Origin of the sequence: Aquitalea sp. LB_tupeE (genome assembly GCF_013391415.1) — a bacterium.
Lineage (GTDB): Bacteria > Pseudomonadota > Gammaproteobacteria > Burkholderiales > Chromobacteriaceae > Aquitalea.
The window spans coordinates 55,695-79,713 of the sequence record NZ_JACAXB010000042.1 but is presented as its reverse complement, the minus strand read 5'-3'; the positions used below and the strand labels follow the sequence as shown (position 1 = coordinate 79,713).

Below are 24,019 nucleotides of genomic sequence, written 5' to 3'. Positions count from 1 at the left end.
GATCATGGCTGACGAATCGCAACGCCCCATTATTGTCAAACGCATCAAAAAAGGCGGGCACGGCCATCATGGCGGTGCCTGGAAGATTGCCTATGCCGACTTCGTGACGGCGATGATGGCCTTCTTCCTGCTGATGTGGTTGCTAGGCTCTGCCTCGCAAGGCACGCTCAATGGCATTGCCGAATACTTCAAGACACCCTTGAAAGTGGCCATGTCCGGTGGCGATGGTGCCGGTGATGCCACCTCGGTAGTGAAGGGCGGTGGTAACGACCTGACCAAGAAAGCCGGCCAGGTCAACAAGAGCAGCAAGGAGCAAGAGCGCAAGGTACTGGAAAAGCAGGCGCTGGATAATTTGCAGCAGAAAATACAGTCCAGTGTCGAGCAAAGCCAAGTGCTGAAGGACTACAAGAACCAGATGAAGCTGGAAATGACGCCGGAAGGGTTGAAAATCCAGATTGTCGATGAGCAGAACCGGCCGATGTTTGATTCGGGCAGTTCCCGCATGTTGCCGCATACCCGCGTGCTCTTGCAGCAACTGGCCCAGCAGTTGAACCAGCTGCCCAACCGGATCAGCATTTCCGGCCACACGGATGCCACGCCTTTCGGTAACGGGCAAAACGGTTACAGCAACTGGGAGCTATCGGCTGATCGTGCCAATACCGCCCGGCGTGAACTGGTCGCCGGCGGCCTGCAGGATGACAAGGTGATGCGGGTGGTGGGTGTGGCTGCGGCCAACCCGCTGATCAAGAGCAATGTTTTCAGCCCGGAAAACCGGCGTATCACCATTGTGGTACTCAACAAGGATGCGGAGCAGGCCATCCAGAACGACGGGGTCAAGCCGCCGCTGAGTCAGGAACCCATCGGTCCGATCGGCCCGGCGGAAGCCGCCCCGGCCAAGGCAGAATAAGTCCGCATGCGCCTGGGCTTGTTGCGCCATGTGCTGCTGCAACTGCTGGCGGCTTTGCTGGCCTGGTTCTTTGTCGCACCGGCCATGCAGCCGCAAGCATGGGCCGTCTTGCAGGCGATGTTTGCCGTGTTGCTCGCTTATGTCTGGCGCTTGCCGGGCTGGCAGAAATTTGCTCACGGCCTGTTTGTCCCTGCGGTGGTTCTGTTGCAGCAACTGGGTTTGCCAGCCTGGGTTTATCTGTCCTGCCTGATGCTGACCTTTGCGCTGGGACGCAATGCCCTGACCGAGCGGGTGCCGCTATACCGTTCTGCACAAGAAGTAGCAGAAAAGCTGGCCGCATATCTGCCGCAGGATGCCCGGGTGCTGGAGGCAGGATGTGGTGATGGCCGTCTGGCCATGCAACTGGCGGCGTTGCGCCCCGATCTGCATATTCTGGCGCTGGAAAATGCCTGGGGCAGTTGGTTGATGGCGTGGTTGCGCTGGCATGTTGCCCGTCGCCCGGCCAGGCTTGAGTTCGGCTGCCGCAGTTTCTGGAAGGAGCACTGGGGGAGGCACGATGTGGTATATGCCTTTTTGTCTCCTGCACCCATGCCGCGTGTTTGGCAAAAATTCCTGACCGAAGGTGCGCCTGCCAGTGTGCTGGTGAGCAATACCTTCACGGTTCCCGATGTCCAACCTGATAGCCGGATTCCGCTTGGCGGACCGCTGCAGAAAGAATTGCTGATCTGGTGCCACCCTCATGGATCTCGCTAACTGGTTTCAGTCCATCTCCGAACGACGCTGGCCGATTCTGCCTGGCACGCTGGAAGGTGTCAGGGACGCCTGCGCCCGAAACAACGATCTGATCAGTTTTACTGATCTGGCCAATCTTTGCCTGTCCGACCCGCTGCTGTTGTTCGACCTGTTGCGCGTGGTGGGCTCCTCCCGTGCTCTGCAACGCAATGAATCCATTCCATCGGTTGAGCAAACCCTGATGCTGATGGGGCTGGAGGCCGTGGTGGGGCGTTTTGGCAAACTCACCGCCATGCACGTCATTCCGGACAAGCTGGATGCCGAGGTGGTGGAGGCGGTGGAAGACTGGCTGGGCCGTAGCCGAGTAGCCGCGCTCATCATCAAGGAATGGCTGTCCATTTCCGGCGAGCACAAGGTGGAAGACTGTTTTGTTGCCGCGCTGATCTACAACCTGCCGGCCTGTCTGTACCTGATTTACCGCAATCAGCTGCCGGACAAGCCCTTGCTGCAAGAAGTGGCCGATCATTTCGAGACCGACTATTCCAAGTTGCTGGAGCAGTTTGTGCGTGCCGTCCCGCTGCCCATTGGCCTGCTTACCTTGCTAGGTGGCGGTGCGCCCAGCAAGCGCAAGCAATTGCTCAAGCTGGCGGTGGCCACCGCCAACACCCTGGAGCAGGGCTGGTGGCGCGGGCCGTGGAATGTCGGCCTGGATGTGGTGGGCAAGTTGATCGGTATCAGCCAGCAGCAGGTTTATCTGGGGGTGGTGCAGGCTTGCCTCACGGTGGCACGCCAACCCCGCGCTCCTGCGTATACCTACCCGGCGCGGGCCTTGCTGTTTATCGAGGGTGAATACAAGCGGCCCGAGATGAAGAAGGCAGTGACACTGACCAGCCCGGACCAGCTGGAGCAAGGCATTCGCGAATCGATCCGCCATCTGTCTAACGACCTCAAGTTCGAACGCGTGCTGTACTACCGCTACGACCACGACAGCCACAGCCTGCGCCTCAAATACCAGGTGGGCCTGGCAGAGGGCCATGTGCTGCGCAAGCTGGCGGTAGAGCTGGAACCCGGCACCTTCTTTACCTTGCTCACCAGTAAGGCGCAAAGCTTCCACGCACCGGAGAGTGTGCGTAACCAACTGGTACGCAAATACCAGGACGATTTTTTCGATCATATCGGTGATAGTGAATTCGCCATCATGAGTCTGTACCTTGGCCATCGTCTGGTCGGGGTGTTCTATGTGGACAATGGCCGCAGCGGACGCGTGATTGACGACACCAGCTACCACCGTTTCAAGGAACTGGTGGCCAGGCTGACGCCCCACCATTGATGCATGTTGTACACCGTTAAAACCATAAGCTCGCCCCATAACGACGAAATCAAGCAGCTGACCCGGCTGGTGCAAAACAGCCGGGAGCGGCGCAAGCAGGATGTGATGGTGCTCGAAGGCATCCACCTGACTGCTGCGGCCCTGGATGCGGGGCAGTCGCCGCAACGCCTGTACCTGAACGAAGCGGCCAGCGACCACCCTGAAGTACAAACCTTGCTGGCCCGATTGCCAGCCGGTGTTGCCGTCATCATGCTGCCTGAAAGCATCATGGCCAAAGTGAGTGCGCTGGCCAGTCCGCCCGAGCTGCTGGCGCTGTGCCTGCGTCCATGCCCGCCGCAGCCTGCGGCAGATGCCGCACGCGTGGTGCTGGAAGACATCCAGGACCCGGGTAATCTGGGCACCATCCTGCGTTGTGCTGCCGCTTCTGGCGTGCGTGAGGTGCTGCTGTCCAAGGGCTGTGTCGATGTTTACTCCCCCAAAGTGCTACGTGCCGGCATGGGGGCCCATTTTGTGCTGCACATTCACGAGCAGGTGGATCTGACAAGCGCGCTGGCGCAATTTCCCGGCCGCAAGCTGGTGACTTATCTGGAAGGGAGTTGCTCGCTGTATAGCCAGGATCTGACCGGTCCGGTGGCGCTGGTGTTCGGTAATGAAGGCGCAGGTGTGAGCCCGGCCTTGTTGGCGCTGGCTGATGCCCGGGTGCGAATACCGATGCCGGGTCATGCAGAGTCGCTGAATGTGGCGATGGCAGCTACGGTCTGTCTGTTCGAACGTGTGCGCCAGCAAGAGGCGACAAAGCCATGCTGAAGTCCTGGCTAAGCATTTGTCTGGGCGCTGCGCTCTCCTGGTCAGCCAAGGCAGCCGCGCTGCAATCGGTGGCGGTGGATGTCGGCCACAGCCTGCAGGCTCCGGGTGCGCGCAGTGCCAGCGGTCAGACTGAGTTCAGTTTCAACCGGCGTGCCGGTTTGCTGTTGGCCGGCATGCTGCGCGAGCAAGGTGTGGATGTCACCGTGATTGGTGAGCAAGGCAATATCAGGCAATTGACCGAACGCACCCAGTTGGCGCAGGGGCGGCAGTTATTGCTGTCGGTCCATCACGATTCGGTCCAGCCGCAATATTTGCCGGAAGCAGGGCGTTTTCAGGGCTATTCCCTGTTTGTATCACGCAAGAACCCGTTTGCCGAAACCAGCCTGGCCTGTGCGCGCCAGATTGCCTTGTCCTTGCAGGAGGCGGGCGAACGACCCACCTTGCATCATGCCGAACCGATTTCTGGCGAGAATCGCCCGCTGGCCGATCCCGCATTGGGCATTTACTGGTTTGATGACCTGGTCGTGCTCAAGACCGCCAGCCAGCCTGCGGTGCTGATCGAGCATGGCGTAATTGTGAACCCGCAGGAAGAAGCCCGCCTGTCATCCCCGGCAGTGGCCAGCCGTCTGGCACGCGCCATTACGGCAGGTGCGTTGCGCTGCCCGCTGGCAGAGCCAAACAAAAAGCCCTGATGCGCCAGGGCAGCAGGGCTGGTGTGTCATTGCGCGGGCTTATTGCAGCTTGCTGTTCATGCAGCCAGAGCTCTTGCATTCGCGTTTGCGGTCATTGATGAACTGCAGGCGATCGATGGTGGTGCGGGTGGCGCAATCCAGATTGACAAAGAAGCCACGCGCGTCGCTATAGCTACAGTCGGCATTACGCTGGCGTATCCATTCCAGCTGGCCGTTCTTGAGTGATTTCTTGCCATTGGCATCCAGCATTTTCGCTAACTCGCCATAGCTTTCATTCAGGTCTTTGTCTGCCTGGCTGTATACCTTGTTCAGACAATACAGACCGTCAAAATCGTTCTTGGGTTTATCGCAGGCAGAGTTGGCCAGTGCGCTGGCGCTCAGTGCCAGCAACATCAGGCTGAGGACGGTTTTCATATGGGTTCTCCTGGGCTGGGGAACGGGCAGTTTAGCACATCGGCATCATCAGGCCGTGGCGGGCGGCAAGGCTTGGCGTGCCCGGGTAATGGCGGCAACGCGGGCCGCCTCTACCTGGGCCGGGATCTGGCGCGGGTCGTCACAATTGCGGGCAATGGTTCCGGCGTCTACCGCTAGCGCGGCTTGCAGCAGATGCTCCATCCACTCCACTTGCGGATAGGCACAGTTTTCAAAATGCAAGCGGCCACGGGCATCGGCCAGCACGGCACACAGCATCTGTCGGAAACGTTCTGGTCGGCGTAGTGCATCGCAGTCTTTGAACAGCCGCAAGATGGTGGCGGGCTTCATTTCACCAGTGCAGTGAATCTTGGTGTGATTGAGCACGGTCATGCGCGCCAGATCACGGCATTCCGCCGGAACCCGCAGTCGTTCGCACAGTGCCAGCAAGGGTTTTTCACCACGCTGTTCATGGCCGATATGACGTGGCAGCACATCGGCTGGCGTCAGCGCCTTGCCCAGGTCATGGGTCAGGGCGGCAAACCTCACCGCTAATGGCTGCTGCATGCTGGCTGCCATGTCGATGACACGCATGACATGGTCGCCGGTGTCGATTTCCGGGTGGTAATCCGCCCGCTGCGGCACACCGAACAAGGCGTCGATTTCCGGCAGAATACGTTGCAAGGCACCACACTCGCGCAATACCAGAAAGAAACGCGACGGCTTGTCTTCCATCAGGGCCTTGGCCATTTCCTGCCATACGCGTTCGGCCACCAGGGCGTCTACTTCACCGGTGGCCACCATATTGCGCATCAGCAGCAGGGTTTCATCTGCCACGGAAAAACCGAAGCGGGCGGCAAAACGGGCCAGGCGCAAAATACGCACCGGGTCTTCGGCAAAGGCCGGGCTGACATGACGCAATATACCTGCGCGCAGGTCCTGCTGGCCGTGATAGGGGTCAATCAGCCGGCCTTGTTCATCCTCGGCCATGGCATTGATGGTGAGGTCGCGTCGGGCCAGATCCTGCTCCAGCGTGACGTTTTCTTCGGCATGAAAAGCAAAGCCGTGATAACCCTTGGCGGTTTTGCGCTCAGTGCGGGCCAGTGCATATTCTTCGTGACTGTGTGGATGCAGGAAGACCGGGAAATCCTTGCCCACCGGTTTATAGCCCTGGCTGAGCATGGCCTCGACACTGGCGCCCACCACCACCCAGTCACGGTCCTTTACCGGCAGACCGAGCAAACGGTCGCGTACCGCGCCTCCTACCTTGTATATCTGCATCAGCGCGCAGCTTCCCGGCGATAAGCCGACAACACAAGATTGAATTCGTCCTGACCCAGATACTGCGGTGCCACCACTTCCAGCGACGTGGGGCTAAAGCCCAGCAAGTCCGCCGGGAAGGGGTGAGGGCTGATATTGTCTACACCGAGCGAGCGGACGTTGTCACGGCTCATCAGGGTGGGGCCGGGCAGCATTTCCATCAACCCTGCCTGCAACATGGCCAGACCAGCAGGCAAGGGGATGACGGGACGTGCAGTGCCGCGCAGGCGGCCGATGTAGCGCACCAGTTCGGCCAGGGTATAGCTGGCAGGGCCGGTGAGGTCCAGGCTTTGGCCGATGGTGTCGGAGCGTTGCAAGCAGGCGACGACTGCACGGGCCAGGTCGTCGGCCCAGATCGGGGCAAAGCGGGTATGTGCTCCAGCCAGCGGCAGTAGCGGCAGCTTGTCCAGCAGACTGGCAAACAGGGTGAGGAAGCTGTCGCCACGGCCAAATACCACAGAGGGACGCAGGATGGTCCAGTCCAGCCCGCTATCGCGCACATGCTGTTCGGCTATACCCTTGGTTTGCTGGTAGTCACTGGGGCCGTGCGGGTCAGCACCCAGCGCGCTGATATGAATGATGCGCTTGACGCCTTGCTTGTGGCAGGCGGCAATGATCTTGTCCAGCAACTCCACATGGGCGGTCTCGAACTGTTTGCGCGTGCCATGCAGAATGCCGACCATGCTGATCACCACGTCGTGGCCTGCCAGCAATTCCTGCAAGGCCAGCGGGTGATGCACATTGGTGGATACCAGCTCGGTTTTGGGCAAGATAATCAGCGAGGATTTATGACGATCGCGGTTGCGGGTGGCAATGGTGAGTGACACTTCCTGTTCTGCCAGTCGCTCGGCAATATAGCTGCCAATGAAACCACTGCCGCCAATCAGGCAAATACGCTGCTCATGCATTGTTTTCTCCTGTTACGGGTTTTGCTTAACGTGCCGGGATGGTGCCCATGCGGGTTTTGAGCGAGATATTGTCATGGCCGAAAGTGCTGGCGTAGTAGGCTGCATTGGCCATCACCTTTTGAACATAGTCGCGGGTTTCGCTGAATGGAATGGTTTCTGCATAAATGGTGCCATCCAGCGGGCGACTATCCTGCCAGGCGCGGGCACGTGCCGGGCCGGCATTGTAGGCGGCGGTGGCCATGACTTCATTGCCGGACAGATTGTCCCGTACATAGCGCAAATACCAGGTGCCCAGTTGCACATTGGTTTCGATGTCATTCACCGAGAAGCTCCCCAGGCCCATTTTCTTTGCCACCCATTTGGCCGTTGCTGGCATCAATTGCATCAGGCCGGATGCCCCCACGCCGGAGCGGGCAACCACAATGAAACGGCTTTCCTGGCGGATCAGGCCGTAAACCCAGGCGTCATCCACGTCCAGCTGGCGGGCATAGCGCTGAGTAATGTCACGATACGGCGTGAGGTAACGTAGCGAGTAGTCGTGGTCTTCCTTGGTGCGTTCGGCGCTGTAAATGGCCATGTCGTAGAAGGCTTCGCGACGGGCAATTTCCGCGGCAGCCAGCAGTTCCATGTCACTGCGGCCACGCATGGCCCAGCGCCATTCCCGCTGTGCATCGCTGCGCAATTCGGCTCGCCCTTCGCTATTGCTGATATCCAGCAAGGCAAGTGCGCGCTGGATGGCCGGGTTGGCGCGCATGGCGGCTATATCGGCATTGTTGGGCACTGTCTTGCTGGCTGGCGTGGACAGAGTGTTGCCCAGCTCCTCCAGCGACAGCAAGGCATAGTAGTGGTGGCCAATGCTGGCTTTGGCAAACAGGGCGGGTGCTTCATTGCCACGGCCCAGCTGTTTCAGGCTGCGGGCGCGCCAGTATTGCCATGCGGGTTTGCCAGCCACGCTGGCCGGCATGTTGCGGGTAATCTGCTCCAGCACAGCCCATTGCTCGCCGCGCAGGGCGGCACGTGCCCACCATTCCCATTGATCGGCAGTCAATTGCTGCGGGTCTGCCTTGGCATACCATTGCAAAGCCTGCCCCATTGCTTGTTTGCGTGCAGATAGCAGCGCGAGCTGGCCCCAGGCAAAGGCGCTACGATCCTTGCTTAGCGCGCTTTCCACGGCAGCCAGACGGCTGGCCGCACCGCCCAGGTCATTACGTGCCTTGCTGACAATGCCAAATACCATGGCCTCCTGCCCGCCGGGGGAGTCGGCACTGGCCGTGGCCGGATTGCTGAGGGCAGCATTACTGAGCGGCAGATTGGTGGCATCGGCCAGTTGCCTGGCTTGTGAGACAAAATTGCCGGCCAGCAACAGGCGAACCCGCCGCCACAGCCAGTCCTGGCTCAGCATGCCTTTGGCCGCCGCAGCGGTGATCAGCTGATTGCAGCCATCCGGTGTGGCGCGCATGTCAAGAAAGCGGTCCAGATCGTCCGGCTTTTTACCTTGGCGCAGGTCCAGCAGTTGGCTGTAACAGGAGGATTCCTCATCCCGGCCCTCGGCAGGCAGTTTTTTCCACTCAGCGGCAAAGCCGTCCCAGTCCTCGCGCTTGCCCAGTTTCTTCAGCCATTCATTGCGGATTTTCTCTGGCATCCAGCCTTCACGCACGCTGTTCAGAAAGCCGATGACCTGACTGTCATTGTCCCGGTCTAGTGCCTTCAGGGTGAGCCAGTAGGATGGATAGTCTTTCAGGATGTAACTGGCGGGCAGCTCGCCTGCAATGGCGGTGAGCTTGCCCAGATTGTTGCTGCGGTAGGCGTCGCGGGCACTGATGAGCGTATCGGTATTGCTGGCCATTGCCGGTAGGCTGCTGGTGATGGAGAGAGCCAGGGTCAAGGTGCGCAGGGTGCTGAACAAACGGGTCATGTAACAGGATTCTCTTTAAGTCGGCCATGTTCTGTCCCGGCCTTGGGCCGGCGGCGGACTGACAGTCGTGGGTGGGACGATAGGCTGATTATACCTGTATGAGCTTGGATGGGGGCGATCTTAAACAAAGAAGTATTAATAATTTGTTATTGATTACCGGAAATATCTGATTATCTCTTAGGGTGGCACTTGTTAGATTGGAAGGCTGTTTTGCTGGCCTTTCTGTGCGTGGCTGGTTTGCTTGCTTAATAAATACCATCCAGTACGGTTTGGATTGGTGTATGGCAAGTCCAGGTATGCAGTCATTTTGAGGGAGTGGAAAATGTACAACATTAATGATTTATTTGAAATGGTCAGGTACAGCGTGGGGGCGATGATGAAGTGTGTGCCTTACGTTCTTATTCATTTTGTAGCGTTGATCATGCTGCGAGGCTTTTTGTTACGGTTTTGCCATGATCGTGCCGTGTTGCGTGGTTCTTTGTTCTTTTCATTTCCTCAGTCAGTATATCGCTATTCACTGTTGGTGTTGATGTTGTTTCTTTCGTGGATTGTGAGTGTGCTACTTTATTTGCGGGTTGGAATCAGTTTTTATTTTGCAGGTGATTTTCTGTTCGTGGCTGGAGTGTTATTAGGGTGGCGTAGGGGGTGGTCAATTTTGTTGATCAATTTGCTCATTATTACACTCTGGTTCTATTATATCGAACGTAGTGGATTAATTATCCTATATCTGATTCTTGATGCAGTCATATATTTTATGGTTGGAATTTTTTCTGGTAATCAGCATGACTTCATGGATGGTGTGTATGGGCTGAATGATATTTTTCTGGTTTGTGTCAACAAACTGGTTGCCGCGCTTATATCGGCGGCTTGCTGGGTATTGTTGACTCAGGAGTCCTGGTTTGTCGGAGTCAATCTGCTGATATTCCGATTGGTCGGTTGGCCACTGGCATCCTTGCCGATGATCTTTCTTGTGCTTTACCTGATGAGGCAGGATGCCAGAAAGTTGGTATTGCAGCCTGCCTGAAAAGAAAAAACCCCGCATTAGCGGGGTTGTTGATTGCTTTCCTGTTATGCATCCAGGCCGGCTTGGGCTAGCTCAGCCGCGCGAATCACCGCACGGGCCTTGTTTTGCGTTTCCTGCCATTCCGATTCCGGAACCGAATCGGCCACGATGCCGGCGCCTGATTGCACGTAGAGCATTTTGTTTTTGACCACGGCGGTACGAATGGCAATGGCCAGATCCATATCCCCGTTGAAACCCAGATAACCGACCGCCCCGCCATAAACGCCACGCTTGGTGGGCTCGAACTCGTCAATGATTTCCATGGCCCGTACCTTGGGTGCACCGGACAAGGTGCCGGCAGGGAAGGTAGCCTTGAGGATGTCGATATTGGAGACTTCCGGTTTGACGCTGCCTTCCACGCTGGAAACAATATGCATCACGTGGGAGTAACGTTCGATCACCATATTGTCGGTAATGTTGACGCTGCCGGTATTGGCCACGCGGCCCACATCGTTGCGGCCCAGGTCCATCAGCATCACGTGTTCGGCAATTTCCTTGGGGTCGGCCAGCAGTTCTTCTGCCAGTGCTTCGTCTTCTTCGCGGTTTTTGCCGCGCACGCGGGTGCCGGCAATCGGACGCACGGTGACGGTTTCCTGTTCGCGCCGTACCAGTATTTCCGGCGATGAACCCACCACATGGAAGTCGTCGAAATGGTAGAAGAACATATAAGGCGACGGGTTCAGGCTGCGTAGCGCCCGGTACAGTGACAGCGGCGAGTCGGCGTAGGGCATTTGCATGCGTTGGGCCAGCACCACTTGCATGATGTCACCATCCACAATGTAGCGCTTGCACTGTTCGACGGCCTGTTTGAATTCTTCCTGACCATATTCGGAAACCGCCTTGCTGATTTGCGAGGGCAGCGACAACGGGATGTCCATGGGTTCACGCAAGCGAGCCCGTAGTTGCGCCAGACGGCTTTCTGCCTTGACCAGTGCATTGGGTACAGCCGGGTCGGCATAGACGATGAGATAGAGCTTGCCGGACAGATTGTCCACCACAGCCAGCTCTTCGGACACCATCAACAGAATGTCCGGCGTACCGATGGGATCCGGCTTGCGGGTGTCGGCCAGGCGCTTTTCCACATAGCGTATGGTGTCATAGCCGAAATAACCGACCAGGCCGCCGGTAAAGCGCGGCAGGCCTTCAACAGGCGGGGCGCTAAAGCGTTGCTGGAAACTTTCGATGAAGGCCAGCGGGTCGCCTTCATATTGCTCGATCACCTTGTCGCCATATTCCACCTGCACCTTGTTTGCATTGACGCGCAGGCGGGTGGTGGCCGGCAGGCCGATGAAGGAGTAGCGGCCAAAGCGCTCGCCACCCACCACCGACTCCAGCAAATAGGAGTAGGGCTGGTTGGCCAGCTTCAGATAGACCGACAGCGGGGTGTCCAGGTCGGCGAACAATTCCAGCGTGACCGGAATGCGGTTGTAACCAGCCTGGGCTAGTTTGTTGAATTCTTCATGCGTCATGCGTGCGCTACCTTGAAACCGGATTGAAAGCAAAAGGGATGGACAGAATGTGGCTCAGCGTTGCCATCGCCAACTGGCCGGTGCGGGCAGGAAAGTCATGATGCAGGCTTTATCCATGTGGAATGAAAAGTATGGGCTTTATTTTTTCATCAAATCGTACAGTTCGGCAAGGTTGCCGATGATGAGGTCTGCTTGCAACTGGCTGGCATCGGCATAGCCGTAATTCACGGCGATGGCGGTGGCGCCTGCTGCACGGGCGGACAGGACGTCGTTTTCCGAGTCGCCCACCATGGCCAGTTCGCTGGTCTGGATGCCCAGCACATCGCAAACATGCTGCAAGGGCAGGGCGGAAGGCTTTTTCTCTGCCAGGGTGTCGCCGCCGATGATCAGGCTGAAGGCGTCGCGCAAATCCAGCTGTTCCAGCAGCGGTACCGCCAGATATTCCGATTTGTTGGTAACCACCACTACCGGCAGCTGCAAGGCGCGCAGCAGGCCCAGGCCATCGCGCACGCCCGGATAAACCGTGGTGTTGTCCGTCAGATGGGCGTGGTAATAACGCACGAAGAAGTTGAAGCCTTGTTCCCAGACGGCGGCATCGGCCTGGCCGTGACGTTCGTCGGTAATGGCGCGGTGAACCAGGCTGGCAATGCCGTCGCCAACATGCGCCTGAATGCGCAGGTCGGTGAGGGCGGGCAGGCCCAGATGCTCGCGCATGGCGTTGGCCGCAGCGGCCAGGTCGGGAATGGAGTCAACCAGGGTGCCATCCAGATCGAAGGCAAGGGCTTTGATGTGTTTCAGGTTCATGACTTGATGGGTAACGGTTATTCGGTTGGATCGGGCAATTGCCGGATATCCAGCACGGTTTCCGCGCCGAAAATGGCGCTGAGCAGGTAATCGGCAATCTTGCGGGCCGCTTGCTGCGGCGTGCTCAGGCCGCCATCGCGCTTGAGTGCGGTAAAGCGCCCCAGTTCGCGGAACTGCTGCGGGTCGCTTTGGCGAATGCTGGCCTGCATGTCGGTGTCGATCACGCCAGGATAAATGGCGGCAATGCGCACATTGCCGGCTTGCTGTTCTGTAGCCACATGGCGGCAAAAGTGGTCGAGCCCGGCTTTGCTGCTGCCATAGATGCCCCAGCCCGGATAGGCCTTGACGGCGGCTCCTGACGAAATGCAGGCGATGCGCAGTTCGCATTCCAGCGTATCGGTCAGGCGCAGCAGTGCATCAGTCAGCAGAATGGGGGCTGCCAGGTTGATGGCCAAGGCGCGGGATACTTCCACCGTAGGATAGAAACCGGCGCTGGCAATGGGGCTGACCACACCGGCATTGTTGATCAGCAGCAATTGCGTAATGTGCTCCAGCGGAAGGCATTGCAAGGCCTCGGCCATGATGCCGTGCAGGCTGTCGCTGTCGGCCAGGTCGGCGCGCAGGAAATGCAGGCGCTGCGGATGGCGCTGGGCCAGCTCTTGCAGCGCCGGGCTGTGTTCCCGCGCCAGGCCCACCACTATGCAGCCGCGCTGCAGCAGGTCGGCACACAAGGCCAGGCCCAGGCCGCGGGAGGCACCGCTGATGATGGCGGCTTGCATCAGGCCACCTTGGCCAGTTCGGCACGCATGGCGGCAATCACCGCCTGGTAGTCCGGTTGGCCGTAGATGGCGGAACCGGCCACGAAGGTGTCGGCACCGGCCGCGGCAACGGCAGCAATATTGTCCACTTTCACCCCGCCATCCACTTCCAGCCAGATTTCACCGCCGTGCTTGGCGGTATACTCGTCGATACGCTGGCGCGCGGCGCGCACTTTTTCCAGTGCATGCGGAATGAAGGACTGACCGCCAAAGCCGGGATTGACCGACATGATCAGTACCATGTCAATCTTGTCCATCACGTGGTCCAGATAGGACAGCGATGTGCCCGGATTGAATACCAGGCCTGCCTTGCAGCCGGATTCCTTGATCAGGCCCAGGGTACGGTCGATGTGTTCGGAGGCTTCCGGATGGAAGGTGATGATGTCGGCGCCCGCCTTGGCAAACATCGGCACCAGGCTATCCACCGGTTTCACCATCAGGTGGACATCGATCGGGGCTTTGGTATGCGGACGGATGGCTTCACAAACCAGCGGGCCAACCGTCAGATTGGGGACATAATGGTTGTCCATGACATCAAAATGAATGATGTCGGCTCCGGCGGCGATGACGTCGCGTACCTCCTGGCCAAGACAGGCAAAATCGGCGGAAAGGAGGCTGGGGGCAATACGGAAGTCGCGCATGGTCTACCTTGCAATCACGGATGGATTCATCAAACAGGCGCATATTCTACCGCGCCACCGGAGCATGGCGCGATAAAATGCAGTACCCACCACAAGGAAATGAAGATGGCTGACAAAACCTACCGGATTGAAGTGGAGGCCGAGCCGCACTATGTTGCCGAGCAATCCAATATGGCAACCGACATCTACGTCTTTGCCTACCGTATCCGTCTGACCAATACCGGCACCGAGCCTGCGCAACTGATTAGCCGTCACTGGATCATCAGTGACGCCAATAATCAGGAGCAGGAAGTTCGTGGCATGGGTGTGGTGGGCGAGCAGCCACGGCTGGAACCGGGGCAGACATTTGAATATAGCAGCGCCACCCATCTGAAAACGCCGTATGGCGCCATGCGTGGCAGTTACCAGATGCTGGCCGATGACGGTACGCGTTTTGATGTCACCATTCCGGAAATGACATTGGTGGCACCGCGCGTGCTGCACTGAGTGCCAGCGCCAGCGCGCTTATAGCAAGTTTTTGCTTACGGCCTGCGGGTGATTGCAGAGAAATTTGGTTTTTACTGTACTGGCGTTTGCCAGTCGTCTTGACAGGATGTGTTCATGCGTTTTACCCATAGTGGCCCGGCACCAGAGAATCGTAACGACTTGCAAACCCTGAAAACCTTGCTGCCTTATTTGTGGGCGTTCAAGGGCCGGGTGCTGCTGGCGCTGGCTTGCATGATCCTGGCCAAGGTGGCGGCAGTCACCGTGCCGCTTTATCTGAAAGACATTGTCGACCAGTTGTCTGTCCCGGCCAGTCTGCTGGCGGTGCCGGTGATGGCACTACTGGGGTACGGCCTGGCGCGGCTGACCTCCAGCGTGCTGGGGGAAATGCGCGACGCCATCTTTGCCCGTGTGATTCAAGGCGCGGTACGCAGTGTGGCGCGCGGCGTGTTCCAGCATTTGTTCCGGCTGTCGTTGCGCTTTCATCTGGAGCGCCAGACCGGCGGCATGAGCCGGGATATCGAGCGCGGAACCAAGGGTATCGGTTTCCTGCTCAACTTCATGGTGTTCAATATTCTGCCCACCCTGCTGGAAATCGGCATGGTGTCTTTCATTCTGTTTCATCGTTATGCCTGGGAATTTGCCGCAGTAACGCTGGGCACCATTGCCATCTATATCGGCTTCACGCTGGTGGTGACCGAATGGCGCACGGTATTCCGCCGCAGCATGAATGACCTGGATTCACGCGCCAATGCCAAGGCCATTGATGCGCTCATCAACTACGAAACGGTCAAGTATTTCAATAACGAAGCCTACGAAGCAGAACGCTACGACCGTAACCTGGCGGCGTGGGAGGCATCTGCCATCAAGAACCAGGTTTCTCTGTCCATGCTCAATGCCGGGCAGGGCATCATCATCGCCAGTGGCGTCACGCTGATCATGGTGCTGGCTGCACGCAGCGTGGTGCAGCACCAGATGACGGTGGGGGATGTGGTGCTGGTGGCCACCTTTATTACCCAGCTGTACACCCCGCTGAACTTTCTTGGCTTTATCTACCGCGAAATCAAACATTCGCTGGCGGATATCGAGCGCATGTTCGGACTGTTGTCCACCCATCAGGAAGTGGACGATGCGGCAGGGGCCAAGCTGCTGGCCAGCCGTGATGCCAGTGTCCGTTTCGAGCAGGTGGATTTTGGCTATGATGCCAAGCGCAGCATTTTGCACGGGCTGGATTTTGCCATTCCGGCTGGCAGTTCGCTGGCAGTGGTCGGGGCGAGCGGGGCGGGCAAGTCCACGCTGGCCCGTTTGCTGTTCCGTTTTTATGATGTGAGCGCGGGGCGTATCACCATTAATGGTGAGGATCTGCGTGCCTTTACCCAGGACAGTCTGCGCGCGCATATCGGCATCGTGCCGCAGGATACGGTGCTGTTTAATGACAGTATCTATTACAACATCGCCTATGGACGACCGGGTGCCAGCCGGGATGAAGTCATCGAGGCTGCCCGTTCTGCGCATATTCACGACTTTGTGATGAGCCTGCCTGATGGTTATGACACACAGGTCGGTGAGCGTGGCCTGAAATTGTCGGGTGGAGAAAAGCAGCGCGTGGCCATTGCGCGCACTATTCTGAAGAATCCGGCCATTCTGATCTTTGACGAAGCCACCAGTGCACTGGATTCGCGTACCGAAAAAGCCATCCAGCATGAATTGGCCATTATTTCCGCCAACCGCACCACGCTGATCATTGCCCATCGTCTTTCTACCATTGTCGATGCCGATCAGATCATCGTTCTGGATGATGGCAAGGTGCTGGAGCGGGGCACGCACCGTGAATTGCTGGAACAAAACGAGCGTTATGCTGAAATGTGGCGTTTGCAGCAAGAGCAAGGCGAGGAGTCTGCTCTGACGGTGTGATGTATCCTCCTGCCGCCTGTGCATTATCCCCGCACGGTCTTTCACTGCCGGGCTGGTGCCGGTGGATTTTACCCTGTGATGCTGGCTGGCCGCCTTGGTTGAGTCGGTACTGCAATATGCTGTAAGCGCTGTCAATTCCTTCCCAAATCCTTCCAGCCTGGCAGACCTCACCCTGCCAGGCTGCATCAGCCCTTTGCCTGCCATCAGACTGTCGGTATTCACATGCAGTATTCAGATAAAATATGCTATCAGCAAAGCATGCAGCATTGACAGAATGCTTGATTCACATTTAAATAACATTAATAGATGTATGCAGTCATTCAATAGAGCAGTGCTTGCTCGCACAGTCAAAGTGCCAGCATTTCCTTGCTTCACGAATCGTATCTCCAGTCTGTGCAGGATGCGGCCACCGGGGCAGTTTCGGCCGCATGACGCCGCCGGTCGGCGGGATGGCCGACGTATGTCAACGCAATTGCAGCTCTGTGTTATTGAGAGGGAATGTCCGCTATGAAAGCAAACGGCAACCGCAACCTGATCCGGGTGGTCTGGCCTTTTGTGGCCATTGTTGGCGCATTGCTGTTGCTTAGCATCATCAGCCTGAATGTCCTGTCCACCATTCGTGCTTATGTCGGTGGTGAGGGCTTGTGGTCCAAAGCCCAGAAAGACGCCATTTATTACCTCAGCCGCTATGCAGGCAGCCGTTCCGAGCAGGACTTTCATGCCTATAAGAGTGCCATTTCCATTCAGCTGGGGGACCGGCAGGCCCGCCTGGCACTGGATCGTGCCGTGCCTGATCTGGAAGCTGCGCGGGCAGGCCTGCTGCAAGGGGGCAATCATCCCGGTGACATCGATAACGTCATTACCACTTTCCGCTGGTTCCGTCATGTCAGCTATCTGAGCCAGGCCATTCGTTATTGGGAGATCGGTGATGGCTATGTCATCGAAATTTCCAATATTGCCGAACGACTGCATGATGGTTTCACTCATGGCTATATCAGCGAAGACGAGCTGATGGCCTTGAGCCGGCGCATTGTTGAAATCAACGAAGAACTCAAGGCCCCTGCGCGTGCGTTTTCTGAAGTGCTGGGTGAGGGGTCGCGCTTTGCTACTGCCTTGTTGTGGTGGGTTAATGTGCTGGTTGGTTTGGGGCTGCTGCTGCTGACTGTGCGGCAAGTGCAGGTGTTGCTGCGTCAATCCGCCCGTTTTGAAGCCGAACTGAAGGCCGAAAAGGACAGGGCGGAGACCACGCTCAATTCCATTGGCGATGCGGTGATCACCATTGATCTGTCCGGCAAGCTGCGCTACCTGAATGCGGTGGCCTTGCACATGATAGGCGGCGGTGAGCAGGTGCTGGGCCGCTACTTCGAAGATGTGTTTTCGATGATTGACCTGTCGGGCAGCAATCTGGATCAGTTAGGTAGCAGCCAGTTGCGGGCGCAATGCGCAAACAAGCAGACCTATCCCAGCCTGCGCCTGCAAGGAGTGGATGGCAGCAGCCACATGATTTCCCTGGTGGCTGCACCCATTCATGATTCGCGCGGCGAGATAGATGGCCTGGTGCTGGTGTTGCACGACAAGTCCATCGAACAGCAGTACATCAATCATCTGAGCTGGCAGGCGGCGCATGATGCGCTGACCGGACTATATAACCGGCGCGAATTCGAGCAGCGTGTGACGCGGGCTCTCAGTCGCATGATGGTAACGGATACCTCCCACGCCCTGCTGTTTGTCGACCTGGATCAATTCAAACTGGTTAACGACACCAATGGGCATGCAGCGGGTGACGAATTGCTGCGCCAGGTGTGCCGCGTATTGCAAGATCAGCTTGGACTGTCTGACGTGTTGGCAAGGCTGGGTGGCGACGAGTTCGGTGTGCTGCTGGAAGATTGCCGGATCGACGTCGCGCTGGACAAGGCAGATCGCCTGCGCAGGGCAGTACAGCAGGCTGGTTTCCACTGGGAAGGCATTCCGTTTTCCATCAGTGCCAGTATTGGCATGGTGTTTCTGGGCGAGGCGGGTGCCACCCTGGCCGAAAGCCTGCAAGCAGCGGATATTGCCTGTTACATGGCCAAGGAAAAGGGTCGTAACCGGATTCAGCTTTACAGTTCCAAAGACACCGAGTTGGCAGTGCGTTCGGTTGAAATGGCCTGGGTGCAGCGATTGCGCACGGCCATGGAAGAAGAACGGTTCAGTCTCTACTTTCAGGAAATCGTTCCGGTTCGTCCGGAAGGCAAAAAGACCGGTCGTCACATCGAGGTTTTGCTGCGCCTGCGTGACGAGGCGAACGCCATCATTCTGCCTGGCGCTTTCATCCCGGCTGCCGAGCGTTTTGGCCTGATGCCGGATATCGACCGCATCGTGGTACGCCAGACTTTCGAGACCTTGTGGCATATGCATGCCCATGGGGATCACTCCATTGCAGTGTGTGCCATCAATCTGTCCGGTGCCACCTTGTGTGATGACAACTTCCTGGATTTCATCCGGCGCCAATTCGTGAGCTACGCCATTCCGCCGTCGATGATCTGCTTTGAAGTCACCGAAACCAGTGCCATTTCCAATTTGCAAAAGGCTACCCGCTTTATCAGCGAATTGCGCGAGCTGGGCTGTCATTTCTCGCTGGATGATTTTGGTACCGGCATGTCGTCGTTTGCTTATCTGAAGCATCTGCAAGTGGACTACCTGAAAATTGATGGCAGTTTCGTCAAGGACATGGTCGAGGATTCGGTAGACCGTGCCATGGTGGAAATGATCAACCGCATCGGGCATGTGACAGGCAAGAAAACCATTGCAGAGTTTGTCAGTGCTCCCGAAATCATGCAGGTATTGGTAGAAATCGGCGTGGACTATGCCCAGGGCTACTACATTGGCGAGCCGGCGCCTTTCATTTCCCCGCCTTTCGGCAAACCGGAAGTCGCTGCCTATCGCTTGCCAAGGCGGGAGTGAGGCAGGCACATTTTGAGGAAGAGTGAAAACATGCTAGATCAGCATCTATTTGTTCGGACAGGTCCCTTGATGGAGGTCACCAGCTATCCGGAATGGACACAGGAAATGGTTTATCACTGTGACCGTTACAAAAGCCTGGTGGTGAACCACGAGCTGTTTACCTGCATGAAAGAAGCCCGGCTGGACCATGCCACCCATAAGGCATTTCTGTCCGGGGGGTGGCCGGTGATCGAACAGTTCCCGCAGTACATGGCGATGAACCTGCTGAAAATCCGTTACGGGCAACATCCCGGTCAGGATATGGCGCGGCGCTATCTGATCCGCAATATCCGTGTGGAACAGAACCATGCAGATCACTGGCATAACTGGGCGACGGCATCTGGCGTGGACATCCCGGCCATGCTCAGCGGCCATCAGGCACTAGAAACATTGAGCCTGAGTCAATGGTGCTGGCAGGTGTGCGACCGGGAGTCGCTGGCGGTTGCCATGGCGGCCACCAACTATGCCATTGAAGGTGCCACTGGCGAGTGGTCCGCCCGCGTATGCTCGGAAGATCGTTACGCCCAGCTGTTTGATGAGTCGGTCCGTGCCAAGGCCATGAAGTGGCTGAAGCTGCATGCCAAGTATGATGATGCCCATCCTTGGGAAGCACTGGAGATCATCGTGGCGCTGGTGGGGCTGCATCCGGACAAGCAGACCATCACCGCGTTGCAAAATGCCATTTGCAAGAGTCACCAGTTCATGCGCTTGCTGCTGGACCATTATATGCGTGATGCCAGGGTGGGTGAGGTGACTACGCCAATGCCCGCAGTCTGCCTGGCCTGATTGGCTTGACTGTGCGGCAGCGCGGCTTGCAAGTGGTATCACAAGTCGCGCTGCATGGCTGTGCAGGGATGGCGTTGGCTGCTTGGTGCAGATTGTTGCGCACTGCCACATGACCAGCGCGCTGGTGCATGATAAAGTCGATTGTGTACAAAAGTGGTCTGTCCGTGACAGACCATGCCCTGATCCCTGGGTGATGGCACAAAAATATGCCCATTGCCCCGCATAGTCATAAGGAAACATTGTGGTCGACATTGCCAAGCTGCAGCCGCCGGAAGTATGGGAACATTTCCAAACCTTGTGTGAAATTCCCCGTCCCTCCAAGCATGAGCAAGCGTTGCGTGATTACCTGAAAGGTTGGGCCGAGTTGCGCGGTCTGACCAGTGTTGTTGATGCTGCCGGTAACCTGATTGTGCGCAAGCCTGCCACGCCCGGCATGGAAAACCGTGTGGGTGTGGTGTTGCAAGGCCATCTGGACATGGTGTGCCAGGCCAATGCCGGTACCGAGCATGATTTTTTCAAAGATCCGATCCGCCCGGTGTTGAAAGATGGCTGGCTGGTCGCCGAAAACACCACCCTGGGTGCCGATAACGGTATCGGTGTGGCCATGGGCCTGGCAGTGCTGGCCAGTGACGATGTGGTACACGGCCCGGTTGAAGTGCTGATGACGCTGGATGAAGAAGCGGGCATGGGTGGTGCGCTGGGTCTGGAGCCGGGTTTGCTGCAAGGCAGCATGATGATCAATATCGATACCGAAGAGTGGGGCGAGTTCTACATGGGCTGCGCTGGCGGTGTCGATGTAAATGTCACGCGGGAGTATCGCACCCGCCCTCTTGCTGCCGGTTATCAGGTCGTCAAGCTGTACATCAAGGGGCTGAAAGGCGGCCATTCCGGCGCCGATATTCATCTGGGTCGCGGTAATGCCAACAAGTTGCTGGTGCGCCTGCTGCGCGAGCTGGAAGCCGAAACCGATCTGCAACTGCTTACTTTCAGCGGTGGCACTGCCCGTAATGCGCTAGCCCGCGAAGCCACGGCAACAGTTGCGTACCCGGAGCAGGATGCTGCGCGTGTCGCCGCCAAGCTGGATGCCTTCCAGTCGCTGCTGCGCTTCGAACTGGCCGGGGTGGATGAAGGCGTGAGCGTGCTGGCAGAAGCCACGCATTCCGACAGCGTGCTGGAAAAGGCTGACCAGGCCGCCATTCTGGCCGCCTTGCATGCGGCACCGCATGGTGTGAAGCGCATGAGCCAGCGTGTCAGCGGCGTGGTGGAAACCTCGAACAATCTGGGTGTGGTGCGCGTGGAGGACGGCAAGGTATTTGCCAACCTGATGGTGCGCTCCTTGCTGGATTCCGGCACCTGGATGCTGGCGCGCGAAGTGGAAAGCCTGTTTGGACTGGCTGGCTTTACCGTGGAAATGGAAGGCGGCTATCCGGGCTGGGCACCAAACCCGCAGTCCCCGCTACTGGCCTTGTTCCAGCAGGTTTACCAGCAAGAATTCGGCGCAGAATCCGGCGTGCAGGTGATTCATGCCGGCCTGGAATGCGGCATTATCGGTGCCAAATACCCGGCGATGGACATGGTATCGTTTGGTCCGACCATCCGTGGTGCGCATGCGCCGGGTGAGCGGGTCGAGGTGGAGTCGGTAGGCAAGGCCTGGCAGTTGCTCAAGGCGGTACTGGCTGCCGTGCCTGCACGTATCTAAACCTGCGCTGTCATTAATCAAGCCGCTTGTCCTGCGGCGGATGGCAAACGAAAAAGACCCGGCATGTCCGGGTCTTTATTCTTGCTCTTCTTTTTTCTTGGCTCTGGGGTGGGCGGCATCGTACACCTTGGCCAGATGTTGAAAGTCCAGCGCGGTGTAGATCTGGGTTGTCGACAGATTGGCATGGCCCAGCAGCTCTTGTACCGCCCGCAAATCGCCAGAGGACTGCAACAGATGGCTGGCAAATGAGTGACGCAGCATGTGCGGGTGCACATGGCGGTCCATGCCGGTACGGATTGACCATTCCGCCAGGCGTTTTTGTACTTGTCGTGCACTGAGCCGGTGGCCGTGCCGACCGATAAACACAGCGGTGCAGCCCGCTTCGGCTTGCCGCTCGGCCAGCCATTGCTGCAGATAATCCAGTGCGGTACGTCCTATCGGCAGTAAGCGTGTCTTGTTTCCTTTGCCACGTACCCGCAACAGCTGTTCCTGCAAATCCATATCAGCCAGGTCCAGCCCTACCGCTTCGGACAGGCGCAAGCCGGAGGAGTACATCAGTTCGAACAGGGCTCGGTCGCGCAGGCTGAGGGTTTCGTCATGCGGAATATGCTCCAGCAGGGCGGCGGTGCCATCTACCGGCAGTGCTTTGGGCAGCGGTTTGTCCTGCTTGGGGGCGCGCAGGCCCAGGCAGGGGTTGATCTCGATGGCCTGTTTTTGTTGCAGCCAGTCGTAGAACTGTCGCCACGATGAGAGCTTGCGTGCCAGGCTGCGGCTCCCCAGACCACGCGCATGCAGGGTGGCCATGGCCTTGCGGATGTCATCGGTCTTCGCCTGCAGGATGTCCCGGCTGCCCAGTAGCACTTGCAGGCCTTGCAGGTCACGCTGATAGGCAGCCAGCGTGTTCGGGCTCTTGCCTTGCAGCCGCAGCGTGTCACGGAACGCGGCCAGCATATCTGCCTCAGCCACGGCGCAAGCCTGCCATTTTGCTCAGGCGCTCCAGCAGCGTCAGGTCCTGCTCGTTCTTGAACAGGGCACCTGCCAGTGGTGGCAGGCTGGATGACTGATGTTGGGCAGCCAGTTGTGCGCTGTCTATGCCTTCGCTGCCCAGCAGCTTCAGCCAGTCCAATAATTCGGATGTGGTGGGTTTTTTCTTCAGGCCGGGCATTTCGCGGATAGCAAAAAAGACTTCCAGTGCCTGGCTGACCAGCTGTTGTTGCAGGCCGGGATAGTGTACGTCCACGATGGTCTGCATGGTGGCCGGATCAGGAAAACGGATGTAATGGAAGAAGCAACGGCGCAGAAAAGCATCTGGCAGTTCCTTCTCGTTATTAGAGGTAATGATGATGATGGGGCGCTGCCGGGCACTGACAAACTGCTGGGTTTCGTGGACAAAAAACTCCATCTGGTCCAGTTCGCGCAGCAAGTCGTTGGGAAACTCAATGTCCGCCTTGTCAATTTCATCAATCAGCAATACCGGGGCAGTGTCTGCCTCGAAGGCCTGCCACAGCTGCCCCTTGATAATGTAATTACTGATGTCATGGACCTTGGCGTCGCCAAGTTGAGAGTCGCGCAGGCGCGAGACTGCATCGTATTCGTACAGACCATGCTGTGCTTTGGTGCTGGATTTGATCGGCCAGACAATCAGCTTGCGTCCCAGACTGGCGGCAATTTCCTCGGCCAGCATGGTCTTGCCGGTGCCAGGTTCACCTTTCACCAGCAAAGGGCGTTGCAGCGTGATGGCGGCATTGACTGCCATCATCAGGTCGTCGGTGGCAACGTATTGATCGCTGCCGGTAAAGCGGGTTTGCATGGCTTAGCCCCTTGTTGTTATCAATGACAAAGCCGCCGGGACAGGCCGGGCGGCTTGCGCAATGCGGCAACACAGCTAACAGGCCTCGTTCCCGTTAGCTGCGTCTGGCGTGTCAGCGCACGAACTGGCGTTCCAGGTCGTCCAGGCTGATGTTCCATTCTTTCATCATGTGGCGCAGCAAGACAATTTCCGGATCGCTGATGGTGCCATCGGATTTGCTGATATCCATGGCCAGTACACAGGTCAGGATGCGTTTGGCCGGATTGGTCACCTCGGCCAGCATGGTTTCGATCCGGTCGGTATCCAGCAGGTGAATGGTGCCGTCCTGCTCTGCTTCGTCCGAAATGTCGTCGCAGTAGTCGGTCAGAACCTGGGCAAATTGCTTGCGCGACAGGCCGATCAGGTCGTAGACGTTGACTTTCTCCAGTAGATCCAGCTCGCGCGGGTCCATGTTGCCATCGGTGATCATGAACATGGCCAGCAAACGGGCAATAGCCTCGGGGCTGTTAATCGGGTATGGACGCATCA

At 57.7% G+C, this 24,019-nt stretch carries 22 protein-coding genes; 11 read left to right on the top strand and 11 right to left on the bottom strand.

Features of this window, described 5'->3' with window-relative positions; genetic code table 11:
- The first annotated feature begins 4 nt into the window (after window positions 1-4).
- The 5 genes from motB to HWX34_RS20200 are packed head-to-tail and all read left to right on the top strand — an operon-like array spanning window position 5 to window position 4,468.
- A complete protein-coding gene (motB, locus tag HWX34_RS20220; protein ID WP_178973969.1) occupies window positions 5-907 on the top strand; it encodes a flagellar motor protein MotB in 903 nt (300 codons plus the stop codon).
- Between the two features lie 6 nt (window positions 908-913).
- Entirely contained in the window at window positions 914-1,660 is a 747-nt protein-coding gene (locus HWX34_RS20215) for a class I SAM-dependent methyltransferase (RefSeq protein WP_178973968.1), read from the top strand.
- Entirely contained in the window at window positions 1,647-2,969 is a 1,323-nt protein-coding gene (locus HWX34_RS20210) for an HDOD domain-containing protein (protein WP_178973967.1), read from the top strand. The genes HWX34_RS20215 and HWX34_RS20210 overlap by 14 nt, the downstream gene beginning before the upstream one ends.
- Before the next feature lie 3 nt (window positions 2,970-2,972).
- A complete protein-coding gene (locus HWX34_RS20205) occupies window positions 2,973-3,776 on the top strand; it encodes an RNA methyltransferase (protein ID WP_178973966.1) in 804 nt (267 codons plus the stop codon).
- Window positions 3,770-4,468 (top strand): N-acetylmuramoyl-L-alanine amidase, encoded by a 699-nt coding sequence (locus HWX34_RS20200; RefSeq protein ID WP_178973965.1) that lies wholly within the window; start codon window positions 3,770-3,772, stop codon window positions 4,466-4,468. The genes HWX34_RS20205 and HWX34_RS20200 overlap by 7 nt, the downstream gene beginning before the upstream one ends.
- Window positions 4,469-4,507: 39 nt before the next feature.
- On the opposite strand, the gene HWX34_RS20195 is transcribed toward HWX34_RS20200, so the two are convergent.
- Genes HWX34_RS20195 through HWX34_RS20180 form a run of 4 tightly spaced genes read right to left on the bottom strand, consistent with a single transcriptional unit; the run spans window position 4,508 to window position 9,022 of the window.
- On the bottom strand, window positions 4,508-4,882 hold the full coding sequence (locus HWX34_RS20195) for a lysozyme inhibitor LprI family protein (RefSeq protein ID WP_178973964.1): 375 nt from the start codon (window positions 4,880-4,882) through the stop codon (window positions 4,508-4,510).
- 48 nt (window positions 4,883-4,930) lie between these two features.
- Window positions 4,931-6,160 carry a multifunctional CCA addition/repair protein gene (locus HWX34_RS20190; RefSeq protein WP_178973963.1) on the bottom strand — a complete coding sequence of 410 codons (1,230 nt, stop codon included), beginning with the start codon at window positions 6,158-6,160 and terminating at the stop codon, window positions 4,931-4,933.
- Window positions 6,160-7,107 carry a complex I NDUFA9 subunit family protein gene (locus tag HWX34_RS20185; protein WP_178973962.1) on the bottom strand — a complete coding sequence of 316 codons (948 nt, stop codon included), beginning with the start codon at window positions 7,105-7,107 and terminating at the stop codon, window positions 6,160-6,162. Before HWX34_RS20185 ends, HWX34_RS20190 begins: the two co-directional genes overlap by 1 nt.
- A 25-nt stretch (window positions 7,108-7,132) precedes the next feature.
- Window positions 7,133-9,022, bottom strand: a complete 1,890-nt coding sequence (locus tag HWX34_RS20180; protein WP_178973961.1) for a lytic transglycosylase domain-containing protein — start codon at window positions 9,020-9,022, stop codon at window positions 7,133-7,135.
- 322 nt (window positions 9,023-9,344) lie between these two features.
- Between HWX34_RS20180 and HWX34_RS20175 the strand changes: the two genes are divergently transcribed.
- A complete protein-coding gene (locus HWX34_RS20175; RefSeq protein ID WP_178973960.1) occupies window positions 9,345-10,046 on the top strand; it encodes a hypothetical protein in 702 nt (233 codons plus the stop codon).
- Between the two features lie 44 nt (window positions 10,047-10,090).
- Here HWX34_RS20175 and trpE read toward each other — a convergent pair whose 3' ends face one another.
- From trpE to rpe, 4 genes are all read right to left on the bottom strand, one after another.
- Window positions 10,091-11,554, bottom strand: coding sequence for an anthranilate synthase component I (gene trpE / locus HWX34_RS20170; protein WP_178973959.1), 1,464 nt, complete (start codon window positions 11,552-11,554; stop codon window positions 10,091-10,093).
- A gap of 138 nt (window positions 11,555-11,692) precedes the next feature.
- Window positions 11,693-12,358 (bottom strand): phosphoglycolate phosphatase, encoded by a 666-nt coding sequence (locus tag HWX34_RS20165; RefSeq protein ID WP_178973958.1) that lies wholly within the window; start codon window positions 12,356-12,358, stop codon window positions 11,693-11,695.
- 17 nt (window positions 12,359-12,375) lie between these two features.
- Window positions 12,376-13,137: an SDR family NAD(P)-dependent oxidoreductase gene (locus HWX34_RS20160; RefSeq protein ID WP_255497626.1), complete on the bottom strand. Its 762-nt coding sequence runs from the start codon at window positions 13,135-13,137 to the stop codon at window positions 12,376-12,378.
- On the bottom strand, window positions 13,137-13,817 hold the full coding sequence (gene rpe / locus HWX34_RS20155; protein ID WP_178973957.1) for a ribulose-phosphate 3-epimerase: 681 nt from the start codon (window positions 13,815-13,817) through the stop codon (window positions 13,137-13,139). The genes HWX34_RS20160 and rpe overlap by 1 nt, the downstream gene beginning before the upstream one ends.
- Window positions 13,818-13,922: 105 nt before the next feature.
- Between rpe and apaG the strand changes: the two genes are divergently transcribed.
- The 5 genes from apaG (at window position 13,923) to HWX34_RS20130 (ending at window position 21,681) form a co-directional block, all read left to right on the top strand.
- Window positions 13,923-14,303 carry a Co2+/Mg2+ efflux protein ApaG gene (apaG, locus tag HWX34_RS20150; RefSeq protein WP_178973956.1) on the top strand — a complete coding sequence of 127 codons (381 nt, stop codon included), beginning with the start codon at window positions 13,923-13,925 and terminating at the stop codon, window positions 14,301-14,303.
- 114 nt (window positions 14,304-14,417) lie between these two features.
- Window positions 14,418-16,214 carry an ABC transporter ATP-binding protein/permease gene (locus HWX34_RS20145; protein ID WP_178973955.1) on the top strand — a complete coding sequence of 599 codons (1,797 nt, stop codon included), beginning with the start codon at window positions 14,418-14,420 and terminating at the stop codon, window positions 16,212-16,214.
- A gap of 498 nt (window positions 16,215-16,712) precedes the next feature.
- Complete coding sequence (locus HWX34_RS20140) at window positions 16,713-19,157, top strand: EAL domain-containing protein (RefSeq protein ID WP_178973954.1); 2,445 nt, start codon at window positions 16,713-16,715, stop codon at window positions 19,155-19,157.
- A gap of 69 nt (window positions 19,158-19,226) precedes the next feature.
- Window positions 19,227-19,982 carry a TenA family transcriptional regulator gene (locus HWX34_RS20135; protein ID WP_255497656.1) on the top strand — a complete coding sequence of 252 codons (756 nt, stop codon included), beginning with the start codon at window positions 19,227-19,229 and terminating at the stop codon, window positions 19,980-19,982.
- A gap of 241 nt (window positions 19,983-20,223) precedes the next feature.
- Window positions 20,224-21,681 (top strand): aminoacyl-histidine dipeptidase, encoded by a 1,458-nt coding sequence (locus HWX34_RS20130; protein ID WP_178973952.1) that lies wholly within the window; start codon window positions 20,224-20,226, stop codon window positions 21,679-21,681.
- A gap of 75 nt (window positions 21,682-21,756) precedes the next feature.
- On the opposite strand, the gene xerC is transcribed toward HWX34_RS20130, so the two are convergent.
- The 3 genes from xerC to HWX34_RS20115 form a co-directional block, all read right to left on the bottom strand.
- A complete protein-coding gene (xerC, locus tag HWX34_RS20125; protein ID WP_178973999.1) occupies window positions 21,757-22,632 on the bottom strand; it encodes a tyrosine recombinase XerC in 876 nt (291 codons plus the stop codon).
- Window positions 22,633-22,639: 7 nt separating this feature from the next.
- On the bottom strand, window positions 22,640-23,491 hold the full coding sequence (locus HWX34_RS20120) for a MoxR family ATPase (RefSeq protein WP_178973951.1): 852 nt from the start codon (window positions 23,489-23,491) through the stop codon (window positions 22,640-22,642).
- A gap of 112 nt (window positions 23,492-23,603) precedes the next feature.
- Complete coding sequence (locus HWX34_RS20115) at window positions 23,604-24,017, bottom strand: TerB family tellurite resistance protein (protein ID WP_178973950.1); 414 nt, start codon at window positions 24,015-24,017, stop codon at window positions 23,604-23,606.
- Between the last annotated feature and the right edge of the window lie 2 nt (window positions 24,018-24,019).

Coding starts and splice junctions, on each gene's coding strand:
- HWX34_RS20120 (WP_178973951.1), bottom strand. CDS start 23,491: ATGCAAACCCGCTTTACCGGCAGCGATCAATACGTTGCCACCGACGAC.
- xerC (WP_178973999.1), bottom strand. CDS start 22,632: ATGCTGGCCGCGTTCCGTGACACGCTGCGGCTGCAAGGCAAGAGCCCG.
- HWX34_RS20180 (WP_178973961.1), bottom strand. CDS start 9,022: ATGACCCGTTTGTTCAGCACCCTGCGCACCTTGACCCTGGCTCTCTCC.
- HWX34_RS20205 (WP_178973966.1), top strand. CDS start 2,973: ATGTTGTACACCGTTAAAACCATAAGCTCGCCCCATAACGACGAAATC.
- HWX34_RS20210 (WP_178973967.1), top strand. CDS start 1,647: ATGGATCTCGCTAACTGGTTTCAGTCCATCTCCGAACGACGCTGGCCG.
- HWX34_RS20135 (WP_255497656.1), top strand. CDS start 19,227: ATGGAGGTCACCAGCTATCCGGAATGGACACAGGAAATGGTTTATCAC.
- HWX34_RS20165 (WP_178973958.1), bottom strand. CDS start 12,358: ATGAACCTGAAACACATCAAAGCCCTTGCCTTCGATCTGGATGGCACC.
- HWX34_RS20215 (WP_178973968.1), top strand. CDS start 914: ATGCGCCTGGGCTTGTTGCGCCATGTGCTGCTGCAACTGCTGGCGGCT.
- HWX34_RS20140 (WP_178973954.1), top strand. CDS start 16,713: ATGTCCGCTATGAAAGCAAACGGCAACCGCAACCTGATCCGGGTGGTC.
- HWX34_RS20195 (WP_178973964.1), bottom strand. CDS start 4,882: ATGAAAACCGTCCTCAGCCTGATGTTGCTGGCACTGAGCGCCAGCGCA.
- HWX34_RS20160 (WP_255497626.1), bottom strand. CDS start 13,137: ATGCAAGCCGCCATCATCAGCGGTGCCTCCCGCGGCCTGGGCCTGGCC.
- HWX34_RS20175 (WP_178973960.1), top strand. CDS start 9,345: ATGTACAACATTAATGATTTATTTGAAATGGTCAGGTACAGCGTGGGG.
- rpe (WP_178973957.1), bottom strand. CDS start 13,817: ATGCGCGACTTCCGTATTGCCCCCAGCCTCCTTTCCGCCGATTTTGCC.
- HWX34_RS20190 (WP_178973963.1), bottom strand. CDS start 6,160: ATGCAGATATACAAGGTAGGAGGCGCGGTACGCGACCGTTTGCTCGGT.
- HWX34_RS20200 (WP_178973965.1), top strand. CDS start 3,770: ATGCTGAAGTCCTGGCTAAGCATTTGTCTGGGCGCTGCGCTCTCCTGG.
- trpE (WP_178973959.1), bottom strand. CDS start 11,554: ATGACGCATGAAGAATTCAACAAACTAGCCCAGGCTGGTTACAACCGC.
- motB (WP_178973969.1), top strand. CDS start 5: ATGGCTGACGAATCGCAACGCCCCATTATTGTCAAACGCATCAAAAAA.
- apaG (WP_178973956.1), top strand. CDS start 13,923: ATGGCTGACAAAACCTACCGGATTGAAGTGGAGGCCGAGCCGCACTAT.
- HWX34_RS20115 (WP_178973950.1), bottom strand. CDS start 24,017: ATGCGTCCATACCCGATTAACAGCCCCGAGGCTATTGCCCGTTTGCTG.
- HWX34_RS20185 (WP_178973962.1), bottom strand. CDS start 7,107: ATGCATGAGCAGCGTATTTGCCTGATTGGCGGCAGTGGTTTCATTGGC.
- HWX34_RS20145 (WP_178973955.1), top strand. CDS start 14,418: ATGCGTTTTACCCATAGTGGCCCGGCACCAGAGAATCGTAACGACTTG.